Genomic DNA, 24537 nt, shown 5'->3' with positions numbered 1-24537 from the left:
GTATAATCGCTGGCGCCGGCTCGCCCGGCCCGGCGCTGCTGCGGCACGCCACACCGGCGCGCCACTGTTGATGGACCCGACCGACACTGCCGTGATGATTGAAAACTACGAAGCGTTCCGCAGCGAAATCAGCCTGTCCAAGGAAGACGTGATCCGGGAACTGTTCCGCCAGAACCAGGACCGGATCAGCATCAAGAAGGAGGCGACGGCGGTCAGGAACCTGATCCGCATTATTGATTCCACCCTCCGGCTGGCCAACTCCAAGGGCTTTCATGCCATGACCCTGCGGGACCTGTGTGCGGATTCCGGCCTCAGCATGGGCGGCCTGTATGCGTACATCCGCAACAAGGACGACCTGATCCACCTGATCCAGAACCACGGCTTCATCATCACCCGGCGCACGCTGCTGCACTACACCCGGGATGTGCCGGACGTGCGCGACCGGCTCTACGCCGCCATCAAGGCGCACCTGTACCTGAGCGAACTGATGCGGGCCTGGTTCTACTTCTCCTACATGGAGGCCAAGAGCCTGCCGCCCCAGGAAAAGCGGGATGCGGTGGCGATCGAACGGGAGATTGAAGCAATCTTCCTCGGCGTCATCGAAGCCGGCATTGACGCGGGTGTCTACCAGCCCAGAAACGCCCGCCTGGTGTCGTCGATGATCAAGGCCCTGCTGCAGGACTGGTACCTGAAGCGCCGAAAATACCTCGACCAGAACGTGCCCGTTGACGACTACGCTATGTTTGTCCGGGATGTGGTCGAAAGCTACCTGTTGCAAGCCTGACGATCCGATAGTGCGAGGACTGAGATGACGACTGTTGTGAGTAACTCCGCGCTTCTGCGCAACCGTGCCTACATCAACGGTGAATGGGTCCAGGCCCGCTCCGGTCAGCGCTTTGCGGTGACCAACCCGGCCAACGGAGAACACCTTGCGGAAGTTCCCGATATGGGCGCGGCCGACGTTCACGCCGCGATCGCCGCCGCCGACGCCGCCTGGCCGGCCTGGCGGGCGGTGCCGGTGAAGGAGCGGGCAGCGGTTCTTCGTCGCTGGTTTGACCTGATCATGGCTCACCAGGAGGACCTGGCCCGACTGATGACGGCAGAGCAGGGCAAACCCCTGGCCGAAGCCCGGGGAGAGGTCGCCTACGGCGCCAGCTTCGTGGAATGGTTTGCCGAGGAAGCGAAGCGCGCGTACGGAGATGTGATTCCTGGCCACGGGCGGGACAAGCGCATCCTGGTGATGAAGCAGCCCATCGGCGTGGTCGCGGCGATTACCCCCTGGAATTTTCCGATCGCCATGATCACCCGGAAAGTGGCGCCGGCGCTGGCGGCCGGATGCCCCGTGGTGGTCAAGCCGGCAGAGGATACGCCGCTGTGTGCCCTGGCGCTGGCGGCGCTCGCAGAAGAAGCCGGGCTGCCGGTCGGCCTGCTGAACATCGTGACCTGCGCGAAGGCCAAGGCCCCGGAGGTGGGTGAGGCGCTGACCACAAGCCCGATCGTGCGCAAAGTGTCCTTCACCGGGTCCACGCCGGTCGGCAAGCTCCTGATGCGTCAGGCTAGTGGCACCGTCAAGAAGGTCAGCCTGGAGCTGGGCGGCAACGCACCGTTTATCGTGTTCGATGATGCGGACCTGGACGCGGCGGTTGCCGGGCTGATGGCTTCAAAATACCGGAATACCGGGCAGACCTGCGTGTGTGCCAACCGGGTGTACGTGCAGTCGTCCGTGTACGACGCGTTTGTTGAGAAGCTCACGGCGGCGGTCCGCGGCCTGGTGGTCGGCCCGGGCCTGGAGGGAGAGACCCATCAGGGCCCGCTGATCAACCCGGCGGCCGTGAATAAGGTCGAGCGCCATATTGCCGATGCCACCGCAAAAGGCGCGCAGATCGTTCTCGGTGGCAAGGCCCACGCCCTGGGCGGCACCTTCTTTGAACCCACCATTCTGACCGAGGTTACCCAGGAGATGCTGGTGGCCCGGGAGGAAACCTTCGGCCCCGTGGCGCCGATTTTCCGGTTTGATACCGAAGACGAGGCGATTGCCATGGCGAACGCTTCGGAGTTCGGCCTGGCGGCGTATTTCTACAGTCAGAATATCCAGCGCATCTGGCATGTGGCGGAGTCCCTCGAAACCGGTATGGTCGGTATCAATGACGGCATCATTTCCACGGAAACGGCGCCGTTTGGCGGTGTGAAAGAGAGCGGTCTGGGCCGAGAAGGGTCCCGCTACGGGCTGGATGAGTTCATGGAACTCAAATACTTGTGTCTGGGTGGGATGCGTTAGACCGCTGGATTGTTGGAACAGGAGAGCCCCATGTCCGGACCGCTGTCAGGCCTTCGTGTGCTGGATTTGTCGAGGGTGTTGGCGGGCCCCTGGTCCGCCCAGATCCTCGGAGACTTTGGTGCCGAGGTCATCAAGATTGAACGGCCCGGTTCCGGGGATGACACGAGGAACTGGGGGCCTCCCTACCTGAAAGGGCAGGATGGCTCCGAGCTGTCTGCCTATTTCCTCTCGGCCAACCGCAACAAGCGGTCGCTGGCGGTGGATATTGCCAGCGAAAAAGGTCAGGCGTTGATACGTCAACTGGCAGCTGAGTCGGACATCGTCCTCGAAAACTTCAAAGTGGGCGGGCTGAAGCGGTACGGCCTGGATTACGACAGCCTCAAGGCCGTTAACCCCGGCCTGGTTTACTGCTCCATTACCGGCTTTGGCCAGGATGGCCCCTACGCCAGCCGCCCTGGTTACGATTTTCTGATTCAGGCCATGGGCGGGCTCATGAGCATCACCGGTCAGCCGGACGGTGCCCCTGGCGCGGGCCCCATGAAGGTCGGCGTGGCCATGACGGACATTATGACGGGCCTCTACGCGACCATCGGCATTCTCGCTGCGCTCCGTCACCGGGAGCGAACCGGCGAGGGCCAGCACGTCGAGACATCGTTGCTGGATGTCCAGGTCGCCTCCCTCGCCAATGTGGCCATGAACTACCTCACCAGCGGCGCCGTTCCCCAGCGCATGGGCAACGCGCACCCGAGTATCGTGCCTTATGAGGCGTTTCCCACCGCGGACGGTGACATGGTGCTGACGGTCGGCAACGATGAGCAGTTTGCGCGCCTGTGCGAGGTGCTGGGGCACCCGGAATGGGCCAGCGACGAGCGCTTCAGAACGAACCGGTCACGGGTGACCCATCGGACTGTCCTGGTGCCGCTGCTCCGGCAGTCCACCGTCATGCGCCCCACCGATGAATGGGTCGGTTTGTTGGAAAAGGCGGGCGTTCCCTGTGGTCCCGTCAACACGATCGACAAGGTGTTTTCCGATCCTCAGGTGCTTGCCCGTGGCCTGAAAGGCGAGTTGAATCATCCGGCAATGGGTCCGGTTCCGACCGTCGGAAATCCCCTCAAGTTCAGCCGGACGCCGGTGGCCTATCGCTCGGCGCCGCCACTTCTCGGGGAACAGTCCCGTGAGGTTCTGGATGCTTTGGGGTTGTCCGAGGAGCAGATACAGGCTCTGAAGGACGAGGGTGTCGTGGATGGGGCTTCTGGCTGACGCTTGCAGCCATCAGTAAACACGCACGGAGATTCCGGGCATAAAAAAAGCCAGTTCTTACGGAGGGCGTAAGTCACTGACTTTTCTTGCAGAAGTGGTAGGACCACCCAGATTCGAACTGGGGACCTCTACCATGTCAAGGTAGCGCTCTAACCAACTGAGCTATGGTCCTGTGTCCTGCAACGGGGACGCAATTTACGGTTTTCCCGAATCGGTGTCAACCGTTTTCCGGCAAATTTCGACGCCGCATGGCCTGCTTGAGCGCCTTGCTCAGAGCGGCCCAGCGGTTGACGATCAGCGCCGCCAGAATCAGGCCGCAGCCGGCCAGTTGCAGGGGCGACATGGTCTCGCCGAACCAGAGCGCGGCGAACAACGCCACCCATACCGGTTCCAACACCAGAATCACCACGCCGTGGCTGTGGGCGGACAGGCTCTGGGCAAACGTCTGCACCAGGAAACGGCCGGCGGTGCCGATCAGGGCGCTTGCCAGCACCCAGCCGATCAGGTTGGCCGGTGCCTGCTGGAAGGTGGCCAGCCAGGGCTCCAGCACGGCGGATTCGGTGAGCGTGACCAGGCCGACGGTGGTCAGTGCCATGGCGGTCAGGGGCAGGGCGGGCACCTTCGCTTTTTCCACCGTTTCGCCACGGCGGTTAATCACGGTGCGCTGGTTGGCGGTGCGGGTGTTCAGGGTGAAGTAGAGGGCAAAAATGGTGGCTGCCGCCACGAAAAACAGTTGTCCCGCCTCCGGCCGGAAACCGTTTTTCAGGGACAGCAGGGCCAGGCCGCTCACTGCGATGGGAATCGCCAGCCAGGTGCTGGCGGGCTGGGCTTCCCGGAACACCAGCCTCGCAATAATCGGCACAATCACCACGCCCAGGCTGGTCAGGAAGGCGCCTTCGCCCATGCTTTCGATGTTCACCAGCCCCATGATCCACAGGCTCATGGCAATACCGAACACCAGGCCCACGCCCAGGCTTCGGCGAATCTGGTCCGCTGACAGCCGCCGCAGGGACGGGTAGGCCACCAGGGCCAGAACCAGGCCGGCAATCAAAAAGCGCAGCGCCATGAACAGCAGGGGCGGCATCAGCAGGATGGCTTCCTTGGAAAAGATCCAGCTGACGGCAGCCAGCAGGGTCACCCCTACCAGCAGGAAGTCGGATTTTTGAGCGTCGGTCATGGTGCGCGGCATCGGAGTGAATCGGAGACGAACCAATCTATAGGTTGCAACCTAAAAAGGAAAGTGAGGGAAACTCGAAGGGATCGTGGGCTCTTCCCTGAGCCCGGGCGCCATTTGCTGCCGGTGGGTAACCGGCCAGCGCGGATCGCCGGCTTGTGGCCGGTCGTTGGCGTCTGCTGGTTAGTTGTTGAGCGTGCTGTAGATCAGGCTGGAAACGTCCGTCTGGTCTGATCCCGGGACTTCAATGTACTTGTCGCCCGCGCCCCACAGTTGCCACCAGGCCCGCTTGTTGTAGGTGCGGCTGGCGAAATCCACGCGCACATCACCCAGGGTGACGTTGTTCACCACCGGCACGGCAATGTTGCCGGTTTCGGTGCCCAACTGGCCGCCGTGGGACAGGCCCTCGGTCATCAGGACGGGATAATGGTTGTAGTACAGGCCATCTGGGCCGTTGGTGCTGGTGAACTTGCCGCCCAGGGTCAGGCTGTTTGAGCAGGAGTCGATGCCGTCAGCGGTGGTGGCGCCACAGGCGGAGTGGGTGGGCACGACGCCGTCATCGGTGCCGGCGATGAACGGCTTGGTGATGCCGCCGTAGGAGGAACCGCCGCCCACCGAACGCAGCCGGGGAATGCTGTTGGGGCTGACCGCCAGGTTACGGGCGGCGTTGGTCTGCAGATCATTGACCACGCCCAGTTTGCCCGGCTGCGGATCGATCCCGGTAAAGGCTTTGACCGCCTGCTTGACCGGCCAGTTGTACCAGCTGTCGTTGTAGGCAATGCTCAGGGCCAGGTCTGCCAGTTCGGTGCCGCCGCCGGCGCCGGCCAGGTCAATGGTGGTGAGGATTTTCAGGGGCTGAAGGCCCTCGGCCTGCAGCCAGCGGGCCTGGTTGGCCAGCACGTAGCGAGTGACCAGATCACCGGTGGAGTGGGTCACGATGATGCAGTAGTTATTGCACAGGCCTTGCTGACTGATCTGACGCACCTGCTGGTACGCCTGCTGGGCGATGGTGCCTTCAACTCGGCCGTTGCTGGCCCAGTCGATGCGGGCCTCGGCCCGGCTCAGCCAGAAATCCCGCCAGTTGTCCGCACCGGCTTGCTGCACTTCCGCGAAGCTCTGGGGCGGATTGGAGAGATCGTCCATCATGAAGCCGTGGACCAGGATCACGTTGTGGCCGCCAAGCTGAGCGTGGGCCGCGCCGGCGAACAGGCTGCCGGTGAGCGCCAGGGCCAGGGCGGGGGTACAGGCCTTTACAGATTTCCGTAGGTTCATGGGTTGCTCCGTTTTTCTCGCATTGTTTTTGTGTGGAGATGTTCACCCTGTTGGCGGCGCTTCAGGCCCGCCGCGAACAGGTACAGCCCGGCGCCAGCCGGTCCGGGGCGTGCCCGGAGTTACCGGAACTTGCCGGCCAGTTGCCTTAGCATCTGGGCCCGCAGTGCCGATTCGGGGTTGGCCGCCGGGGTATCGGACAGCGCGTCCAGGTCCGGCGGCGTGAACCGGTAACCGTCTTCCGGTCCGTAGCCGTAATGGGTGCGATCGCCTGGTCGCTCCGGCAGCTCGCGCACCATCAGGTTGCGCAACTGAAGCTGGCCGGACACCGTCTGGTTGGCCAGCACGGTGCCGTGGGCGCGGAGTTTGAACGTGCCCTTGCCGGAGCTCATGGCCTGCTCTTCCTGAAGCTGGGCGATCGGCGTCGTACCGTTGTAAAGCTGGGCGGAAAGCGCATAGGTGCCGCTGTGGTCAGGGGAAAATTCAACCGGGATCACCAGGTTGTTGTTGCTGACGTAAGGGTCGTCCAGGCCGCCAAAGTCGCCCAGCTCCGGTTCGATGGTGAGGGTGCTGGCGTGACGTACCGGCTGCCCGTCCACCTGGGCCTCGACGATCAGGTGATACTCGCCAGGGTCTTCGTCGGAGGACAGCACACCCTCGAAATACCCGTCACCGGTGGCGGTCAGGCGGGCCGAGCCGGCGGTTTTACGGTCTGGCTGGTGCTCAAGTGTGGCCGTGAGCGTCTGGCCGACCACCTGGGGACCGTCCAAAGTGGCCACCACCACAATGTCATCGCCTCGGGTAAACCGGTATCGGTCCAGGCTGACGGTAAAGTGGCCCCCACCTTCCAGGGGCAGGCCAACCGGGTGATAGGTGTTGCCGTCGTAGGCGGCTGCCTGGGCCGGTGTCAGCGGAATGGAGTAGGGCGGGTAGCGCACGGTTTGCTCATACTGATCGGCCACCACACTGAGGGCAGCGCCCAGGGCTGCGGTCTCGGGGTTCAGCGGCGCAGGAGCGGCGGGTGTGCTTTGTTGCAGGGTAGTCGTTGTCGGGGCGGCCACTGCCGGTGGGGCTGCAGTGCCTGCGTGGCCCCAGGCAAACCGGCCGTCGTTGTCCGCCATCAGGTAGACCGATGTGGCCGTCACGGTGGAGGCGACCACCGCCAGTGCCAACAGCACTTTGCCCGTCATGACACCGTTCCTGTTGTTGTTTTATCGGGTGATGCGTGATCAGACGACCATACCCCCGGACGGTTTGGCCGGGCAAAGGGGAACGGGGGCTTTTGTAACAGAATGTGTCAGGACTGTGGGGCGGTTCACAAAATGGCGATTACTGGCGGTGCCGGCGCAACCAGACCGCGTCCAATGCAAAGGACCAGGCCAGTAGGGCGAGGGACAATGCCAGCGCCGGCGTTGTCACCACTCGCGGGATAACGGGCAGTAACACGATCAGGAGGGTGGCGACCTGCCAGACACACACGGTCTTGCGCCGGAAGCGCTCCGGTAGTGGCTGACGGAGCCACGGCCAGAGGGCCATGGCGAAAACGAAGCCGTAGCGCATCAGGCCGATCAGCAGCACCCAGGGGCCGGCTTTGTCGAGAGTCCAGGCGGCGGCGCTCAGGCCGAGAATAAACAGGGCGTCCAGCTCCATGTCAAAGCGGGCGCCGAAGGCGGTTTGCTGTCGGGTGCGCCGGGCGACGTAACCGTCCACGCCATCCAGGGCAAGGGCCGTTAACGCCAGGGGCAGGTACACCAGCAACCAGTTGAAGGACGACGGCAAGTGGATCGTGCTGCCCAGCAAGGTGCACACCAGAGCCGCGCGCAGCAGGGACACCCTGTTCGGCCAGCCAAAGTCCTTGTGCGCCGGCCAGTAGCGACCGATCAGCGCGGCCACCAGGGCGTAAAGCCCCAGGGGAAGGGCCGTGGCCACCAGGGCGACGTTGGCCAGATCCACCATCACCAGGGCCAGGGCCACCACCACGAGCGCGCCCCAGGCCAAGTCCATCCAGAGGGTTGGAACGAAGCGGGACTGTGGTGACGGAAGGTCCATCGGCTATCCTCAGCGTATGCTTTCAGCGAACGATTCCCAGGCCGGACATCGGGCGGGCGTTCCAGACCAGTGCCTTATCAGTGTATCACTGGCCCGTTCGGACATACGCGGTTTTTGCCGGCGCAGATTGCTGACGCGTCAGCCAGGGACTGGCGGCTTGGACCATTCAAACGAGGAGTGCACATGCAGACAGCCAAGGCTTTCTGGACCCTCGCCCCAGGGGAGGGGGCATTGCGCGAGGAGCAACTGGAGCCGCTGTCCGGGCAGGTCACCATCCAGACCCTGTTCTCCGGGGTCAGCCGGGGTACGGAATCGCTGGTGTTTCACGGGCAGGTGCCGGCCACGGAATACCAACGGATGCGGGCACCCTTCCAGGCCGGGAATTTTCCGTTTCCCGTGAAATACGGGTACGCCAGCGTTGGCCGTGTGGTGGAAGGGCCTGAGCGGCTCCGGGGGCAGACGGTGTTCTGTCTTCATCCACATCAGGATGTCTATCAGGTGCCCGAAACCTGGGTACACCCGCTGCCCGCCGGCGTCCCGCCGGAACGGGCGGTGCTGGCCGCCAACCTGGAAACCGCGATCAACGGGCTGTGGGATTCAGGTGCGTCGCTGGGCGACCGCATTGCCGTCGTGGGGCTTGGCGTCGTCGGCCTTCTGGTGGCGTGGCTGGCCCGGCAAATTCCGGGCACGCGGGTAACTGGCCTGGATGTCCGATCGGAACGACACATCGCCGCTGAGGCCCTGGGCGTTGGTTTTCAGCCGTTGAGCGGGCCCGATGACGCGTTGGCCGACGATCACGACGTCGTGTTCCATTGCTCGGGGCACCCCGCCGGGCTGGCCACGGCGTTATCCATGTCGGGCGTGGAAGCCCGGGTGGTGGAAATGAGCTGGTACGGGAATCGGCCTGTGTCGGTGCCGCTCGGGGAGGCGTTCCACGCCCGGCGTCTGCAACTGATCTCCAGCCAGGTTGGCACTTTGCCGGCTACGCGCCGGTCCCGTTGGACACACCGTCAGCGTCTGGCCCTGGCCCTGAACCTGTTGAACGACCCGGCCCTTGATGCGCTGATCTCCGGCGAGTCGCGTTTTTCGGACTGGCCGACGCGGGCCCGGGACGTTCTTGCCGGTGGCGCTGATACCCTGTGCCACCGCCTTCGGTATCCGGCTGCGGACGAATGACGTTCAACTCACTATTCATTATCGACTGAGGACAGTTCATGTTCACTCTCACCGTTCGAGACCATATGATGATCGCCCACAGCTTCCGGGGTGAGATTTTCGGCCCGGCCCAGGGCGTCCATGGCGCGACCTATGTCGTGGACGTGACCTTCGAACGGGAACGGCTAGATGAGGACAATCTGGTGGTGGACATCGGCCTTGCCGCCACCGTGCTCCACGAGGTCCTGGCGGAGTTCAACCTGAAAAACCTGGACGATGTGCCCGAATTCCACGGCCGAAACACCACCACGGAGTTTATGGCCTGGGTGGTGTTCGGCCGCATGGCCGATGCCATCCGCGAAGGTCGGCTCGGGGCTGGCGCCAGGGAACTGACCGGCCTGACCGTGGAGCTGCACGAATCCCACGTGGCCCGGGCCCGCTACCATGGCCCGCTCTGAGCCTGAACGCACCGGGCCGTCGTCCAGCCCGGCCAACGCCGAGGCCCACGCACTGGCAACCCTCCACTTTTTGGTGCCCGGTGATCCCGACCAGAACACCGGCGGCTACCGGTATGTGCGCAAGCTGGTCGAAGCGTTCTGCGAGGCAGGCCATCCGGCGTCGGTTTCGGGTCTTGAGGGGCGATTCCCACGGCCGGACGACGTGGCGGTGGGTGCCCTGGACCAGGCGCTGGCGGCGCTGCCGGACGGCGCCTTGGCGGTTCTTGACGGTCTGGCCATGGGCGGGCTGCCCGACGTGGTAGCCCGGCACAGCGAACGACTTCGCCTGCTGGCGCTGGTGCATCACCCGCTGGCGGACGAGACCGGGTTGGCGCCAGAGGCGCGTGCGTGGTTCTACCAGTCTGAGCGGCAGGCCCTGGCGTCCGTTGTGGGCGTGATCACCACCAGCCATGAAACCCGTCAGCGTTTGGCGGATTATGGCGTGGCGCCGGAGCGGCTGGCGACGGCCATGCCGGGTGTCGATAACCCGGGGCAGCGTCCGTCCGCTGGCGCCACAGCGGCCACCTGGACCGGCCAGCGGCCGCTGTGGCTGTGCGTCGCGCAGCTGTCGCCCCGCAAGGCCCAGCATCAGTTGGTGGAGGCGCTGGCACCGTTGGCGGATCAGCCCTGGCACTGTGCCCTCGTTGGCGCTACGGACCGTGACAAGGCCTACGCGGACACGGTGCGGTCCGCCATTCAACGGGCGGGGCTTGACGCGCGGGTGAGCCTGATCGGTGAGGTTGACGAACCCAACCTTCAGGCCTGGTACGCCTGGGCGGACGGCTTTGTGTTTCCGTCCGTGTACGAGGGGTACGGCATGGCCATCGACGAAGCCCTGGCGGACGGCCTGCCGGTGATCAGCTCGGACGGCGGAGCGCTTCGCCGGTTGCACCGTACCCCCAGGGTCTCGCTTTACCCGGCGGGCGATGTGGAGGCACTGAGCCAGAGATTGCAACAATGGCTGTCATCGCCTCCGGCTCTGCGCAAAGACGATGTGGTCGCGGCGAGCTGCCGATACTGGTCCGATACCGCCCGGGATTTTCTCGAGGGCCTGGGCCGCCTGGTGCAGCTCTCCGAGGACAGCCTGTTCGGCGCGGACTGGCTGACGGCCAGGGAAAGCGCTGATCACCGGGCACGTTCGGAACCCCTCACAGCCGAGCTGGTGAACTGGCTAGGCCAACGCTATGGGAGCCGCAAACGGGACCCACTGAACGACCCGTTGATGCTCGTCGACGTAGGCACCGGGCTGGGCTCAAACCCGGTGTACCTGACCCCCAGATTACCCCTGCCACACCAGTGGACGTTGATTGAGCCGGACCCTGTTCTGCGCCGCCAGGCCGTTGCCCGCCTGCGCCTCATGGACGTGCCGGTTTCGACCCTGGGCCAGCCGCTGGTAGCGGCCAACATGGCAACGCTGCTGGCCGCGCCCATGGACCTGTTGACTGCCTCGGCACTGATCGACCTGGTATCCCCAGACTGGCTGGACGCGTTGGTGGGCGCAGTGGTTCGGCGGCAGGCGGCGATTCTGATTGTGCTCAGTTACGCCGGTGACATCGAGCTGGCCCCGGCACACCCGGAGGACCATCGGATACGAGAATGGATAAACCGACACCAGCACCGGGACAAAGGCACCGGCGCTGCGCTCGGCCCGGCGGCCACCGACGTACTGGCGCGGGGGCTGGCGGCGTCAGATTACCGGGTCACTCGAGCGGCCAGCGACTGGCATCTGGCCGCATCGGACCCGTCGGACGCCGGGCTCATCCGCCCTCTCGTGCAGGGCTGGAGAGACGCGGCCGCCGCCGAAGCCCCCGACCAGCTCGGCGTCATTGACCGCTGGTTTGAGGACCGTATGGCGGCCCTGGGCGCCGGCCAGCTTCAGGTACGGGTCGGCCACGAGGATTTGCTGGCGCTGCCCCCGGCCGTCTGGGAGAAGCCCTGAGCCATGGCGTATCGGGCGGCGCGCTGGTGGCGCTGGCTGAAATGGCCGGTTGCCCTTGCCCTGTTGGGGCTGGTGGCATGGCACCTGGATATCCAGGCGCTGGCGCAACGGCTTGCGCAAATGGTACAGAGCCCAGGCGCCCTGTGGGTGATTCTGGCGTCTCTGGCCGCCGGATTGGTCCAGGTGGCGGTGTCCGCCTGGCGCTGGCGGTATACCCTTGGGCGCTTGGGGGTGCCCATGGCCTGGCGTTCCGCCATGGCCGAGTATTATCTGGCCACGTTTCTGAACCAGGTGCTGCCCGGCGGGGTGATGGGTGACGCCCATCGGGCCTGGCGAAGCGGGCTCAGTACCGGCCAACGGGTGTCGGCGGCCCACGCGGTCGTCATCGAGCGCTTCTCTGGCCAACTGGCCCTGGCGGCCGTTGTGGCGCCGGCGGTGGTGTGGTTGTGGCTGGGGCGCGGGGAGCCTCGGCTGGAGGGCGGTACGGCCAGCAGCCAGGGCTTTGGGCCGGGTGTGTTGTCGGTGGTGCTCCTGCTGGCTCTTGGGCTGTTCTGGCGCCTGGGGCGCTCAGGGTTCTGCCAGGGCTGGTTGAGTCGGTTCCGTGGCGATGTGGTGCAGGCTCTGTGGCGCTGGCCCGCCATTGCGCTGCAGGGCATCAGTTCGTTGGCGGTGGTGGCCAGCTACCTGTCGGTATTTGTGATGCTGGCCTGGCAGGCCGGGTTTGTGGCTGATTTTGGCGCGGGGGTTCTGTGGGCGGCCCTCGGCAGTCTGCTGTTGCTGAGCATGGTGCTCCCGGTCACCGTGGCCGGCTGGGGCGTTCGTGAGGGTGCGGCGGCGGTGCTCTGGCCCTGGGCCGGCCTGCCGGCAGAGCAGGGGGTTGCCGTAAGCCTCAGCTACGGGGTGATGGTGCTGCTGGCGAGCCTGCCGGGGCTGCTGATGTGGCGGCGCCAGCCTCCTCGGGCATCGACGCCGATCCCGACTCTGGAAAATCCAGGGCAAACAGCATATCGCTGCCGAGATTGACGCATCGGGCGTTTGGTCGCAGAGCATCGTCCAACTGATCGATTTCCGGCAGTGAAAAGGCCGGGCGGCCGCTGCCAATGATCATTGGCGCCACCAGCACATGCAGGCTGTCGATCAGCCCTGCGTGCAGGAAAGACGATACCGTGACACCGCCGCCTTCCACAAACACCCGCATCAGGCCGTAATCCGCCATCACCCGCAACACGGTGTGAGGGCACAGGCGGGCGTCGTCTGCCAGGCAGGGGACCTCCTGAACGCCCTCAAGGTCGGGCAGTTGCTCCGGCGCCCGGTAATCGCCCGCCACCAGGCGCAGGGTTGGTGCCTCGCCGTCGGTGAACAGATGGTGTGTCTGCGGCACCCGGCGGTGACGATCAATCACCACCCGGACCGGTTGAGGCCCGTGTACCCGGCGGACCGTCAGGCGGGGATTGTCCGCGAGGGCGGTGCCTGCTCCGACGACCACGGCGTCGCACAGGGCGCGGATGCGATGCAGGTGGGTGAGGCCGTCCTCGCCGTTGATGAATCGGGAGCAGCCAGTGACTGTGGCAATCCGGCCGTCGAGGCTCTGGCCGAGTTGCGCAATCACACGGGGCCGGCCGCTGGCCGGCAGCGGCTGACACAGGTTGCGGAACACGGCTTCGAGGTCTTCGCTGCAGGGGTTGCCGGCCTGGAACAGGCGGTGGCATCGGTCATCGGTCTGGGCAAGGCGGTCCGTCATGGCGGTGCATCTGTCCTGTTAAAATCGGTCCGGGAGCGTAGCCCTCCCGGTGATTTGTACGACGCAATTCCCGTTTGAATCACCAGCCACCGGCGGCCGGAGCCTGCCCGGTGACCGAGGAGGGCTTATTTGCCCTTCTTGTAGATATTTTCGTAGACGTAGTTGGTGGCTTCCACAAACCCGTCAATGCTGCCGCAATCGAACCGACGGCCCTTGAACTGGTAAGCGAGCACACAGCCGTTGCGGGCCTGCTCCAGCAGGGCGTCGGTAATCTGTACTTCGCCGTTCTTGCCCGCCGGGGTGCGCTCCAGGATGTCAAAAATGTCCGGGGTCAGGATGTAGCGGCCGATGATGGCCAGGTTGCTGGGGGCGTCCTCCGGGGCCGGCTTCTCCACCATGTCGGTGATCCGGAACAGGCCTTCCTTCATGGATTCACCGGCAATCACCCCATACTTGTGGGTTTCGTCCGCCGGCACTTCCTCAATGGCAACAATGGAGCACCGGAACTGGTTATAAAGCTTCACCATCTGCGCCAGTACACCGTCCTCGCCGTCCGGCCCCAGGCAGAAATCGTCTGCCAGAACCACGGCGAACGGGTTGTCGCCCACCAGGTTGCGGCCGGTGAGGATGGCGTGGCCCAAGCCCTTCATCTCGTTCTGGCGGGTGAAGGCAAAGGTGTTTTGGTCAATCAGGTCGCGGATGGACGTGAGCAGATCTTCCTTGCCGGAGCCGGCAATCTGGTGCTCCAGCTCGTAGCTGATGTCGAAATGGTCCTCGATGGCCCGCTTGCCCCGGCCGGTCACAAACCCGAACTCGTGGATGCCGGCGGCCGCCGCTTCCTCAACGCCGTACTGCACCAGCGGCTTGTTCACGATGGGCAGGATTTCCTTGGGCATGGCCTTGGTGGCCGGCAGGAAACGGGTGCCGTAACCGGCAACGGGGAACAGGCATTTCTTGATCATTCCAGTCGTCCTTAGAAGTTGGCGCAGAGCATGAGTGATCCGTTCACAGGTGACCCTGACCGGTGTCAAACGGTTGAATTTGTGAGTTTACCCTAATTGCGCGCCCAATATGTAAAGGTGCTTGGTGTTCCTGAAAAAGGCGTAATCACTCGGCCGGGCGACCCAGGAAATTCTTCAAATGTCGCCTTAGGAATCATATTTATCCCATTGAATTGCGTATTAAATTTGTAACCATTGGAAACCGGACCTGTACCGGGTTTGCCCCTTCCGATATAAAGGCTCTGTCATGGTTTTTGGGGGGCCGGAGCGTGTTTTTACGCATATTCAGCGTGCTGGCGGCGGCATTGGCCGGTGGGTGGCCCCTGGTGTCCCAGGCAGGGCTGCCCGCTGTGCCGCTCCCGCCGGCGGGCCAGTGGGTGTCCGAGGCGGCAAGCGCGCTCGACGCTGTCAGCGACTACTTGTCGCCGCGCCTCTCGGTGTCCGGTGACACCCGCCAGGGCGACGACCAGACGGCGGGCGACCTGAACCTTGTTGGCCGGGACATCCTCGTGTCCCAGAACACGCTGGATCTTCACTTTAGCCACTCTGCGTCCCGGAAGCTCGGCGACCAGCAGCAGTCCCTTACCGTGAATTACACGATGCCGCTGGCCGGAAACGAGTGGCAGTTTTCGGCCGAGCGCCGGCAATATCAGAACGTGCTCCGGGAAACGGACCGACAGCTGGATGGTAGCGGACAATACCGGGGTGTTCATGTGTCGTCTTCCCGGAACCTGGGATCGCTGGCCGGCATCGGTTTCCGGCAGATCGCCCAGTACTCGGGCAGTCACGTCAGCGATTATGAACAGTCCCAGTGGGTCGGGGATACCCGTCGCCAGCACTCCAGTGTCGGTCTCCAGTGCGCCGTTGACGGGTCGTTACCCGGCGGCCTGGCGGCCTCAGCGCAGGTAACGGCCGTGGGTGGCGTCCAGTACGAGCAGGTGGTGAGCGCGGACGACAGCCAAGCCTATCGCAACCGTTACCAGAAGCTCGCGTTGGACGCCTCGGCCGGTCGCCCCTGGCACCGCTGGCATCTGGGCGTTCGCGGTCGCTATCAGTTGGCGCCAGGTGATCTGCCCGACGACGAACAGATTCAGGTCGGCGGTGCGGGCCTGATGTCGGGCTTCGATGGCCACACGGTATACGGCGCCGAGGGCGGATGGGTGCGAATGCAGGCCCTAAGCCCAACCTATGGCCTTCCGCTGATGGACCGGTTCCGGTCCAGGATCTCCGTGGCCGTTATGCAGGGCTGGTCGCCGGTTGGCGACGCTCATGACCGGCGGTTCGCGAGCGTCAGCGCGGGGGAGGTGTCCCTGACGCTGCGGGCCCGGAAGATGTCCGCCAACCTGACCGTCGGCCGACTGCTGGAGTCTGACCGTCCGGACCTTGCCGTACCGGCCCGCCCCGACGTTTCCCTATCTCTCGTTCTGGGCATCTGACCACAGTCCCGACGCTTACCAAGTTGTCACTTGTGGCGTTCTGCGGGATGGGTGATAGAGTCAAGGTATCGAGAAAAGGGAGTTTGTAGTATGCCGCCGGGGAATCTGACCTCCTGCCTGTCTTTTTTTCTGTTGTTGACACTGTCCGGTTCTGCGGGCGCGTTTGATTTTGACGATGTCACTGAGCAAGCCGAAGCCCTTGCAAACACGGAGTATCACGCCCCCAAGCCCGCGCCTGAGTTTCTCAGGAAACTGAGCTACGATACCTATCAGGCGATTCGATTTCGCCCTGAAGACAGCCTCTGGCGGGGTGGCAGCACCCGGTTCCATGTGATGATGGTGCCGGCGGGCAATGTCTATCAGTATCCGGTGACGCTCCACCAGGTCGATAGCGAAGGCGTCCACGCGCTGAATTTCGACAAATCCCTGTTTGATTACCCGAGCGACGATCTGGCCCGGCGCGTGCCGGCGGACCTGGGTTACGCAGGCTTCAGGCTGACCTATCCCCTCGACGGTCCGAAGGCGCAGAACCAGTTCCTGACGTTTGCCGGCGCCAGCTATTTCCGGGGGGTTGGCGCCGGTGAGCGTTTCGGGCTTTCGGCCCGGGGCCTGGCCGTCGACACGGGCCTGCCGTCGGGGGAAGAGTTTCCGGTGTTCCGGGAGTTCTGGCTGGAACGTCCCAAAGGCGGCAGCGATGTGATGGTGGTGTATGGTCTGCTGGACAGTCCGAGCCTGACCGGGGCCTATCGGTTTGAGGTGCGGCCTGGCAAGGCGTTGCAACTGAAGGTCCAGGCCCGGTTGTTCTTCCGCGCCAGTGTCGCCCAGGCGGGTATCGCGCCGCTGACCTCCATGTTTTTTTACGGTGAAAATACGCCTCGGCCGCTGGGGCAATGGCGGCCCCAGGTGCATGATTCAGATGGGTTGCTGATCCACGATGCCGGCACCGATGAATGGCTGTGGCGCCCGCTGGTGAACCCGGGTGAACTGCAGATGGGGTTTTATCAGGTCAAGGGATTGGGTGGCTTCGGGCTGCTTCAGCGGGACCAGTCGTTTGACCGATTTGAGGACACCGAAGCGCGCTATGATCTGCGCCCCAGCGCCTGGGTTGAACCCGGAGAGTCCTGGGGAAGCGGGGAAGTGGTTCTGGTTGAGATTCCGTCGGCGTCGGAGGTGAACGACAACATCGTGGCCTTCTGGAAGCCGAAACAGGCGGTGGCGGCCGGGGACCGCCGTGACTTCAGCTATTCGCTGTTGTTTGGCGGGCCCGATGTGCCCGGCAGCCCGCTGGCCCGTGCCACCCGAACGTTTGTCGGAGACGGCGGGCTTGAGGGCAGCGACGCCGGAGGCACCTACCGCTTCATTGTGGATTTCAAGGGTGGGCCGTTGGGGAAGCTGGGCGCGAACGCTGCGGTTGTGAGTGACGTCAGCGCTACCGGCAACGCCGAGATTCTGGAGCACTTTGTCGAGTACATCGATGGCGACCATGGTTGGCGGCTATCGGTGCTGGCGCGCCCGGAAGAGGGCAAGCCACTCGAGCTTCGGGCGGCCCTGAAACTGGATGACAAACCGGTCAGCGAAACCTGGACCTACCTTCTGGGTCCGGACAGCGACGAAAGAAAACGTCGCCAGTAGCCCTATCCTTAAGCCGTCACCAGGGAAGGAGCAATCCCATGGCCGATACCGTTTACCAGGACGTGTTCAACCGGATCTTTACGTACCTGCGCGAGTCCGGCGTCGAGATGACCGCCGAGCGCTACCGCTCGCTGCTGCGCCTGATCGATGACGCGGTCGCCGACAGCGGGCAGAGCGCTGACATCGACCGTCTGATGCCGCTCGCCATGGCGCGATTGCCGGATTACTTCCAGCTGCCCGTGGTTGCCCCGCCCGAAGCTTTCCCACCCATTCGCCGCCGGAGCGTTGGTTATGTCCGGCCAGACTGAGGCGGCGGCCAGCCCCAGCGCGGCGTCACGGCCACGGTGGCGGGCCGTGGCGAGGGTCCGCCGTGGTCTTCTGATCCTGCTGTTGGTGGGCCAGACCGCCGCTGCCGGCTATTACCTGCTCGGCGTGCTGCCGTATCACGGCGGCACCACCCTGGAGCTGCTGATCCTGGCACTGTTTGCGCTGCTTTATAGCTGGATTGCCGTCGGGTTCTGGGTGGCGGTGTTTGGATTTTTGGTTCGCCTGACCGGGGGCGACCGCCACTCATTGATGCGCCGGCACGCGCCGGAGGCCCTGGCGGCAACGCCCCTGGCCCGGACGGCCATCGTCATGCCGGTTTATCATGAGCCAGTGCACTGGACGTTGAGCGGCCTCAAGGCGGTCTATCGGGATCTGGAACGCAGCGGTCAGCTCGAGTCATTCGATTTCTTTATTCTCTCCGACAGCCGCCGGCCGGACACCTGGCTCGAAGAGCAGGTTGCCTGGCACCGCCTGGTCCGTGAGCTGGGGGCCGAGGGCAGGCTGTTCTACCGCCGCCGTTCGGTGAACCTGAATTACAAGAGCGGAAACATCGCCGATTTCCTGCGGCGCTGGGGCGCCGAGTACGAGTATATGGTGGTCCTCGATGCCGACAGCCTGATGAGTGGCCAGACCATCCGCACGATGGTTCAACTGATGGAGCGGGAGCCTCGCGTAGGCATCCTCCAGACCAATCCGAACGTCATCAACGGCCAATCCATGTTTGCCCGGTTGCAGCAGTTTGCCAACCGCTTTTACTCACCGCTGTTTTCGGCCGGGCTGGCGGCAATTCAGCTCGGGGAGGCGGCGTTCTGGGGCCACAACGCCATCCTGAGGGTGCACCCGTTCATGCGTTTCTGCGGGCTGAGAAAGCTGACCGGCCCCGGCATTTTTGGCGGGCCGATCATGAGCCACGACTTCGTGGAGGCCGCGTACATGGGGCGTGCCGGCTACGAGGTATGGCTGGAGCCGACGCTGGCGGAGAGTTTCGAAGAATCCCCGCCCACGCTGTCCGACGAACTCATGCGGGACAACCGCTGGGCCAAAGGCAACCTGCAGCATCTCTGGTTGCTGCTCACGGAGCCTGGTATCCGGTTTGCCCACCGCATGGCCTTTCTCAACGGCATCATGGCGTATCTGGCGTCGCCCCTGTGGCTGCTGTTCCTGGCCTGCACCACGCTCGAGGCGGCACGGATGACCCTGGCGCCCATTGATTATTTCCCGGAAGGCCACCAGGGGCCGTTCCCACTGTGGCCGGAGTGGCGGCCGGACTGGGCCCTGGCCCTGGCGTTGAGTACCGCCGCCTTGCTGTTTCTGCCCAAAGTGCTGGCGCTGCTGGACGCGATGATCCACCGGCTGATGCGTGGATTCGGTGGTGCGCTCCGGCTGACCGCCAGTGTGCTGCTGGAGGTGGCGGCGTCTGTGTTGCTTGCGCCGGTGCGGATGCTGGCCCACAGCCGCTTTGTGCTCGCCGCCCTGTTCAACGTATCGCTGAAATGGGCGGGGCAGAACCGGACCGAGGAAACGACCTGGCGCGAGGCGTTTCGCCAGCAGGTCTGGGGCATGTTCATTGCCACGGGTTGGTCGGCGTTTGCCTGGTCGCTGGACCGGCTCTTTTTTTTCTGGTCCCTGCCGGTGGCGCTGCCGTTGATTCTGGCGGTACCGACCTCCGTGTTGTTGAGCCGGGTATTGGTCGGGCAGTGGCTGAAAGCGCGCGGTTTGCTGCGGATTCCGGAGGAGCACCAAACCTTGGGCGTGCTGACCGACGCCGAGGCCTTTCGCGCCGCCCTGCCGGGCGAAGGAGCCATGCGGCCTGTGGAACGGGCCGTGCTTGATCCGGCTGCCAATCGCCTGCACCGCGCCCTGGCCCGGCATCACGCCGCTCCGGCACGACGGGAGCGCCTGGATGCCTGGGTTCAGCAGTGCCTTTCAGAGGGGCCGGACGGCCTGTCACCCCTGGCTCTCAGCCAGCTGATGCAGGATCGCGAGTCGCTGGAGCAACTGCATCACGGGGCCTGGTGTGCCCGCCCGGACGGCCACTGGGGCCGCTGCATAAAACGATTAGCCAGGCTGCAGGACGATACTGCGCCCTGAACATCAGAGGAGGCCGGAGAATGGACCGGAGAGCGTTGATCAAGTGGCTGATGCTGATGGCCGGCGGTGCGGCGTTTCCTACCCTGGCGGTCGGGCGATCGGGTGCGGCCGAGCGGGTGCCATTACCCGAGGTTGACGATTTCAGTTATGCCTGGCTCAAAGGTCAGGCGCGGCATCTGGCCGGGCAGGCCTATCAGGATCATAAGGGGGACATCCCCGCCGTACTCAAACGTCTCAGTTGGGACGACTACCAGGCCATACGCTTTCGGCCGGAAAAAGCGTTGTGGCGACAGGCCTCCTCCAACTTTCAGGTGCAGTTGTTTCATCTGGGCCTGTATTTCCAGGCGCCGGTGGACATCTTCGAGGTGTCGGACGGTAAAGCCACCGCGCTGGCCTACGACCCGGACTATTTTGACTACACCGGAAAGGAGCCCCTGGGCGACCTGCCGGATGATCTGGGCTTTGCCGGTTTCCGTGTTCATTACCACACGGATTTCGCGCTCGACCTGGCGGCTTTTCTGGGGGCCAGCTATTTCCGGGCGGTCGGGTCGGAAAAACAGTACGGCATGTCGGCCCGGGGGCTGGCCATTGATACCGGCACCGGCGGCGAGGAGGAGTTTCCCCGGTTTACCGCGTTCTGGCTGGAGCGGCCGGCGCCGGACCAGACCGTCCTTCGGGTCTGGGCGCTGCTGGACTCGCCCAGCGTGACTGGCGCTTATGCCTTCGTGCTCGATCCCGGTCGGGATATGGTGATGGACGTGGACGCCGCCCTCTACCCCCGCCGGGTGATCAATCGGGTAGGCATCGCACCGCTCACCAGCATGTACCAGGTGGGGGAAAACAGCCGGCGCATGGACTACGACTGGCGGCCGGAAATCCACGATTCGGACGGGCTGGCCATGCACACGGGTAACGGCGAGTGGCTATGGCGCCCGCTGGTTAACCCGCAGACACTCCGCTTCAGCAGCTTTCAGGACGCCGACCCCCGGGGCTTCGGGCTGCTGCAGCGGGACCGAAATTTCGATCACTACCAGGACGACGGGGTCTTCTACGACCGTCGTCCCAGCGTCTGGGTGACGCCATCTTCGGGCTGGGGCAAGGGCAGCATAGACCTGGTGGAAATCCCGACGATCGACGAAACGTTCGACAACATCGTGGCCTTCTGGCACCCGTCTGAACCGCTCAACGCCGGGCAGGAGTACCTGTTTGCCTATCGGCTCTACTGGGGCGCCGTCGCCCCGGACCGGCCCCGGGAACACGCCACGGTGCGGGCGACCCGAACTGGTTTGGGCGGTGTGATCGGCAAGAAGCGGACGACTTTCTCCTGGCGGTTTGCGGTGGACTTCGCCGGCGGGCCGCTGGCGCTGTTGGGCAAGAACCCGGACGTTAAACCTGTGATTTCGGCCAGCCGGGGGCGGGTGGAGATCACCTCGGCCCGCCCGCTGTCTGCCATCGAAGGTTACCGGGCGATGTTTGATCTGGTGCCAGACGACTCGACCGATCCGATTGAGCTTCGCCTCTACCTGAGCCTGGACGGCGAGCCATTGACGGAAACCTGGGTGTACCAGTATTCGCCGCCAGCGCCCGGTGACCGGGATCTGCATAATCCCGGGTGATCTTGTAGCGTCTTAAATCCCGCCGGCTCTGTTAACAATTCGGGGAGCTGCCGCTTTTTATTGTTGACAAAAAAGTCATTCAGGGCGTAAATTCGGTCAAATATCGCCAAGATTGTTGACAATATATGGCCGAAACCACCCTGCAATCCCAAACCCGCGCCGATGAAGCCTTCGATTGTCTGCAAACGGCCATCGTAACCGGTGAGCTGGCCCCCGGGGAGAAAATTGGTGAGCTGGAGCTGTGTACCCGCTTCCAGCTGACCCGCGGGCCGCTGCGGGAGGCCCTTGGCCGCCTGGAGTCCCGGGGGCTGCTGGTGCGCCGGCCTCACGCGGGCGTCAAGGTGGTGTCCGTCAGCGCCCCCGAGCTGCTCGAGCTGTACCGCATCCGGGAAGTGATGGAAGGTCTGGCCGCACGCCAGGCCGCAGAACGTATGACCGACGACGAAATCGCCGGGCTCCAGGCCACCCTGGACAGCCATGAAGCGATGATCGAAAAAGCCCAGGGCCAGGCGTACTATCAGGCGGAGGGCGACTACGATTTTCATCACCGCATCGCCACGGGAAGCCGCAACGCCAAGCTGGCGCAAATGCTGTTGGGCGACCTTTATTACATGGTGCGCATGTACCGATACCGGCTCAGTACCTCCGCCGGCCGACCGCACCTGGCGCTCGGCGAGCACCGCCGCATTGTTGAAGCCATTGCCCAGCGGGACGGCGAGCTGGCCGAATTTCTGATGAAACGGCACATCAACGCCGCCCGACAGAACATCGAACAGAAAATCACATCCGGTTCCCTGACACTCTGATCCATGACCGTCTGACCACCACCCAATCGACCCCGACAGGAGGCCCACATGCCCAACTCTCTCAGCCCCGGCGCCCGTTTCCGCAAGGCGCTTCGCGACAACCAGCCGCTGCAGATTGTCGGTACCATCAACGCTTACGCCGCCATGATGGCCGAGCGGGTGGGCCACCAGGCCATTTACCTGTCCGGCGGCGGCGTGGCCAACGCCTCCTACGGCCTGCCCGATCTGGGCATGACCACCATGAACGACGTGGTGGAAGACGTCCGGCGCATCACCGCCGCCAGCAAACTGCCGCTGCTGGTGGACATCGATACCGGCTGGGGCGGGGCGTTCAACATCGCCCGCACGATCCGGGAAATGGAGCGTGCCGGCGCCGCCGCTGTCCACATCGAGGACCAGGTCGCCCAGAAGCGCTGCGGCCATCGTCCGAACAAGGAAATTGTCTCCAAGGAAGAAATGGTGGATCGCATCAAGGCCGCCGTGGACGCCCGCCAGGACAACGATTTCTTCATCATGGCCCGCACCGATGCATTCCAGAAGGAGGGCCTTGAGGCGGCCATCGACCGAGCCCGGGCCTGCATCGACGCCGGCGCCGACGGCATCTTCGCCGAGGCGGTCCACGAGCTGTCCGATTACCAGGCGTTTGCCGATGCCCTGGACGCACCGATCCTGGCCAACATCACCGAATTCGGCGCCACGCCCCTGTACAACAAGCAGGAGCTGGCTGACGTTGGCGCCGCCATGGTGCTGTACCCGCTCAGCGCCTTCCGCGCCATGAACAAGGCCGCCCTGACGGTGTACCAGAACATTCTCGAAAAAGGCGACCAGAAAGACGTGGTCGACCTGATGCAGACCCGCATGGAGCTGTACGATTTCCTCAACTACCACGACTTCGAGCAGAAGCTGGACCAGCTGTTTGCCAAGTCCTGACGGTAAAGTCGGGGTCACCTAAAGTCGGGGTCAGATGACACTCATCTGACCCCAGATCCCGGGTAAAAAGGGGTCAGATGAGTTTCATCTGACCCCAGGTTAACCACCGAAGTCTGATAAAAGGGGTCAGATGAATTTCATCTGACCCCGGGTTCACAAGGAGAAGCACCCATGGCAGAAGCAAAAAAACTCGGCGGCGCGGGCCTGCGCGGACAAGTGGCGGGCGAAACGGCCCTGTGTACCGTGGGCAAGACCGGCACCGGCCTGACCTACCGCGGCTACGACATCACCGACCTGGCCGACAACGCCCAGTTTGAGGAAGTGGCCTACCTGTTGCTGCGGGGCAAGCTGCCCAACCGACAGGAACTGGACGCCTACAAAAAAAAGCTGCAGAGCCTGCGCGGCCTGCCGGACGCGCTCAAGACCGTGCTTGAGCAGATCCCCAAGAACGCCCATCCCATGGACGTGATGCGTACCGGCTGTTCCATGCTGGGCAACCTGGAAACGGAAGAAGATTTCAGCCAGCAGGACGACAAGATTGACCGCATGCTGGCGGTATTCCCGTCCATCATCACCTACTGGTACCGCTTCGCCCACGAAGGCGTGCGCATCAGCACCGAGAGCGACGTGGACTCCATCGGCGGCCATTTCCTGGAGCTGCTGCACGGCAAAAAGCCGAGCGAGCTGCATGAGCGCGTGATGAACGTCTCCCTGATCCTGTACGCGGAGCACGAGTTTAACGCCTCCACCTTTACCGCCCGGGTGTGCGCCTCCACGCTGTCCGATATCCACAGCTGCGTCACCGGCGCCATCGGCTCCCTGCGCGGCCCGCTGCACGGGGGCGCCAACGAGGCGGCCATGGCCCTGATCCAGAAGTTCAGCAGCCCGGATGAAGCCGAGAAAGGCCTGCTGGGCATGCTCGAGCGCAAGGAAAAGATCATGGGCTTCGGCCACGCGATCTATAAGGAATCCGACCCGCGCAACGCCCTCATCAAGCAGTGGTCCAAAAAGCTGGCGGAGGAAGTGGGCGACACCGTGCTGTACCCGGTGTCCGTGCGCTGCGAAGAAGTCATGTGGCGCGAGAAGAAACTCTTCTGCAACGCCGACTTCTTCCACGCCTCCGCCTATCACTTCATGGGCATTCCGACCGAACTGTTCACCCCCATCTTCGTGATGTCCCGGGTCTCGGGCTGGACCGCCCACGTGAAGGAGCAGCGCGCCAACAACCGGATTATCCGGCCGAGCGCAGAATACACCGGCCCGGAACACCAGGCCTGGCTGCCGATCGACCAGCGCTGAGGTGAAAACAGGGTGAAAAGGGGTCTGACCCCATGGG

At 64.0% G+C, this 24537-nt stretch carries 20 protein-coding genes, 1 tRNA gene and 1 pseudogene; 15 read left to right on the top strand and 7 right to left on the bottom strand.

Annotated features, from left to right (window positions below; translation table 11 throughout):
- Positions 1 to 70 precede the first annotated feature (70 nt).
- Genes V3388_RS06360 through V3388_RS06350 form a run of 3 tightly spaced genes read left to right on the top strand, consistent with a single transcriptional unit; the run spans position 71 to position 3538 of the window.
- The gene (locus V3388_RS06360) at positions 71 to 784 is read left to right on the top strand and encodes a TetR/AcrR family transcriptional regulator (protein ID WP_336366701.1); all 714 of its coding nucleotides are present in this window, start codon (positions 71 to 73) and stop codon (positions 782 to 784) included.
- A gap of 24 nt (positions 785 to 808) precedes the next feature.
- The gene (locus tag V3388_RS06355; protein WP_336366700.1) at positions 809 to 2278 is read left to right on the top strand and encodes an NAD-dependent succinate-semialdehyde dehydrogenase; all 1470 of its coding nucleotides are present in this window, start codon (positions 809 to 811) and stop codon (positions 2276 to 2278) included.
- Positions 2279 to 2308: 30 nt separating this feature from the next.
- Complete coding sequence (locus V3388_RS06350; protein ID WP_336366699.1) at positions 2309 to 3538, top strand: CaiB/BaiF CoA transferase family protein; 1230 nt, start codon at positions 2309 to 2311, stop codon at positions 3536 to 3538.
- A 95-nt stretch (positions 3539 to 3633) separates the two neighbouring features.
- Here V3388_RS06350 and V3388_RS06345 read toward each other — a convergent pair.
- The 5 genes from V3388_RS06345 to V3388_RS06325 form a co-directional block, all read right to left on the bottom strand.
- Positions 3634 to 3710: transfer RNA gene (locus V3388_RS06345), tRNA-Val, on the bottom strand.
- A 45-nt stretch (positions 3711 to 3755) separates the two neighbouring features.
- Positions 3756 to 4715, bottom strand: a complete 960-nt coding sequence (locus V3388_RS06340) for a DMT family transporter (protein WP_336366698.1) — start codon at positions 4713 to 4715, stop codon at positions 3756 to 3758.
- A 180-nt stretch (positions 4716 to 4895) separates the two neighbouring features.
- On the bottom strand, positions 4896 to 5984 hold the full coding sequence (locus V3388_RS06335; RefSeq protein ID WP_336366697.1) for a hypothetical protein: 1089 nt from the start codon (positions 5982 to 5984) through the stop codon (positions 4896 to 4898).
- A gap of 119 nt (positions 5985 to 6103) precedes the next feature.
- Positions 6104 to 7171 (bottom strand): hypothetical protein, encoded by a 1068-nt coding sequence (locus tag V3388_RS06330; protein ID WP_336366696.1) that lies wholly within the window; start codon positions 7169 to 7171, stop codon positions 6104 to 6106.
- 139 nt (positions 7172 to 7310) lie between these two features.
- Complete coding sequence (locus V3388_RS06325) at positions 7311 to 8030, bottom strand: CDP-alcohol phosphatidyltransferase family protein (RefSeq protein ID WP_336366695.1); 720 nt, start codon at positions 8028 to 8030, stop codon at positions 7311 to 7313.
- Between the two features lie 183 nt (positions 8031 to 8213).
- Here V3388_RS06325 and V3388_RS06320 point away from each other — a divergent pair, with 183 nt between their 5' ends.
- The 4 genes and pseudogenes from V3388_RS06320 to V3388_RS06305 all read left to right on the top strand — a co-directional run.
- On the top strand, positions 8214 to 9206 hold the full coding sequence (locus tag V3388_RS06320; RefSeq protein WP_336366694.1) for a zinc-dependent alcohol dehydrogenase: 993 nt from the start codon (positions 8214 to 8216) through the stop codon (positions 9204 to 9206).
- Positions 9207 to 9244: 38 nt separating this feature from the next.
- Positions 9245 to 9643: a 6-pyruvoyl trahydropterin synthase family protein gene (locus tag V3388_RS06315; protein ID WP_336366693.1), complete on the top strand. Its 399-nt coding sequence runs from the start codon at positions 9245 to 9247 to the stop codon at positions 9641 to 9643.
- A complete protein-coding gene (locus V3388_RS06310) occupies positions 9630 to 11621 on the top strand; it encodes a glycosyltransferase family 4 protein (protein ID WP_336366692.1) in 1992 nt (663 codons plus the stop codon). Before V3388_RS06315 ends, V3388_RS06310 begins: the two co-directional genes overlap by 14 nt.
- A 3-nt stretch (positions 11622 to 11624) precedes the next feature.
- Positions 11625 to 12476: pseudogene (locus V3388_RS06305) on the top strand (lysylphosphatidylglycerol synthase transmembrane domain-containing protein); the annotation flags it as partial.
- Positions 12477 to 12510: 34 nt separating this feature from the next.
- Here V3388_RS06305 and V3388_RS06300 read toward each other — a convergent pair.
- Both V3388_RS06300 and galU read right to left on the bottom strand, forming a co-directional pair.
- On the bottom strand, positions 12511 to 13362 hold the full coding sequence (locus V3388_RS06300; protein WP_336366691.1) for a RibD family protein: 852 nt from the start codon (positions 13360 to 13362) through the stop codon (positions 12511 to 12513).
- A gap of 125 nt (positions 13363 to 13487) precedes the next feature.
- Positions 13488 to 14324 carry a UTP--glucose-1-phosphate uridylyltransferase GalU gene (gene galU / locus V3388_RS06295; RefSeq protein WP_336366690.1) on the bottom strand — a complete coding sequence of 279 codons (837 nt, stop codon included), beginning with the start codon at positions 14322 to 14324 and terminating at the stop codon, positions 13488 to 13490.
- 308 nt (positions 14325 to 14632) lie between these two features.
- Between galU and V3388_RS06290 the strand changes: the two genes are divergently transcribed.
- The 8 genes from V3388_RS06290 (at position 14633) to prpC (ending at position 24500) form a co-directional block, all read left to right on the top strand.
- Positions 14633 to 15799, top strand: a complete 1167-nt coding sequence (locus V3388_RS06290; protein ID WP_336366689.1) for a ShlB/FhaC/HecB family hemolysin secretion/activation protein — start codon at positions 14633 to 14635, stop codon at positions 15797 to 15799.
- Positions 15800 to 15889: 90 nt separating this feature from the next.
- Positions 15890 to 17431, top strand: coding sequence for a glucan biosynthesis protein G (locus V3388_RS06285; protein ID WP_336366688.1), 1542 nt, complete (start codon positions 15890 to 15892; stop codon positions 17429 to 17431).
- Positions 17432 to 17469: 38 nt separating this feature from the next.
- Positions 17470 to 17739: a hypothetical protein gene (locus V3388_RS06280; protein ID WP_336366687.1), complete on the top strand. Its 270-nt coding sequence runs from the start codon at positions 17470 to 17472 to the stop codon at positions 17737 to 17739.
- Positions 17723 to 19849, top strand: coding sequence for a glucans biosynthesis glucosyltransferase MdoH (mdoH, locus tag V3388_RS06275; protein WP_336366686.1), 2127 nt, complete (start codon positions 17723 to 17725; stop codon positions 19847 to 19849). The genes V3388_RS06280 and mdoH overlap by 17 nt, the downstream gene beginning before the upstream one ends.
- Before the next feature lie 20 nt (positions 19850 to 19869).
- On the top strand, positions 19870 to 21465 hold the full coding sequence (locus tag V3388_RS06270; protein ID WP_336366685.1) for a glucan biosynthesis protein: 1596 nt from the start codon (positions 19870 to 19872) through the stop codon (positions 21463 to 21465).
- A 125-nt stretch (positions 21466 to 21590) separates the two neighbouring features.
- Positions 21591 to 22271 carry a GntR family transcriptional regulator gene (locus V3388_RS06265; RefSeq protein ID WP_336366684.1) on the top strand — a complete coding sequence of 227 codons (681 nt, stop codon included), beginning with the start codon at positions 21591 to 21593 and terminating at the stop codon, positions 22269 to 22271.
- 48 nt (positions 22272 to 22319) lie between these two features.
- Positions 22320 to 23201 (top strand): methylisocitrate lyase, encoded by an 882-nt coding sequence (gene prpB, locus V3388_RS06260; RefSeq protein ID WP_336366683.1) that lies wholly within the window; start codon positions 22320 to 22322, stop codon positions 23199 to 23201.
- A gap of 171 nt (positions 23202 to 23372) precedes the next feature.
- Positions 23373 to 24500 carry a bifunctional 2-methylcitrate synthase/citrate synthase gene (prpC, locus tag V3388_RS06255; RefSeq protein WP_336366682.1) on the top strand — a complete coding sequence of 376 codons (1128 nt, stop codon included), beginning with the start codon at positions 23373 to 23375 and terminating at the stop codon, positions 24498 to 24500.
- The last annotated feature ends 37 nt before the right edge of the window (positions 24501 to 24537 follow it).

The organism is Marinobacter sp. C2H3 (genome assembly GCF_037080155.1).
Classification (GTDB): Bacteria; Pseudomonadota; Gammaproteobacteria; order Pseudomonadales; family Oleiphilaceae; genus Marinobacter.
Note: the sequence above shows the minus strand (reverse complement) of the source record. Positions and strands in the feature narration are given on the sequence as shown.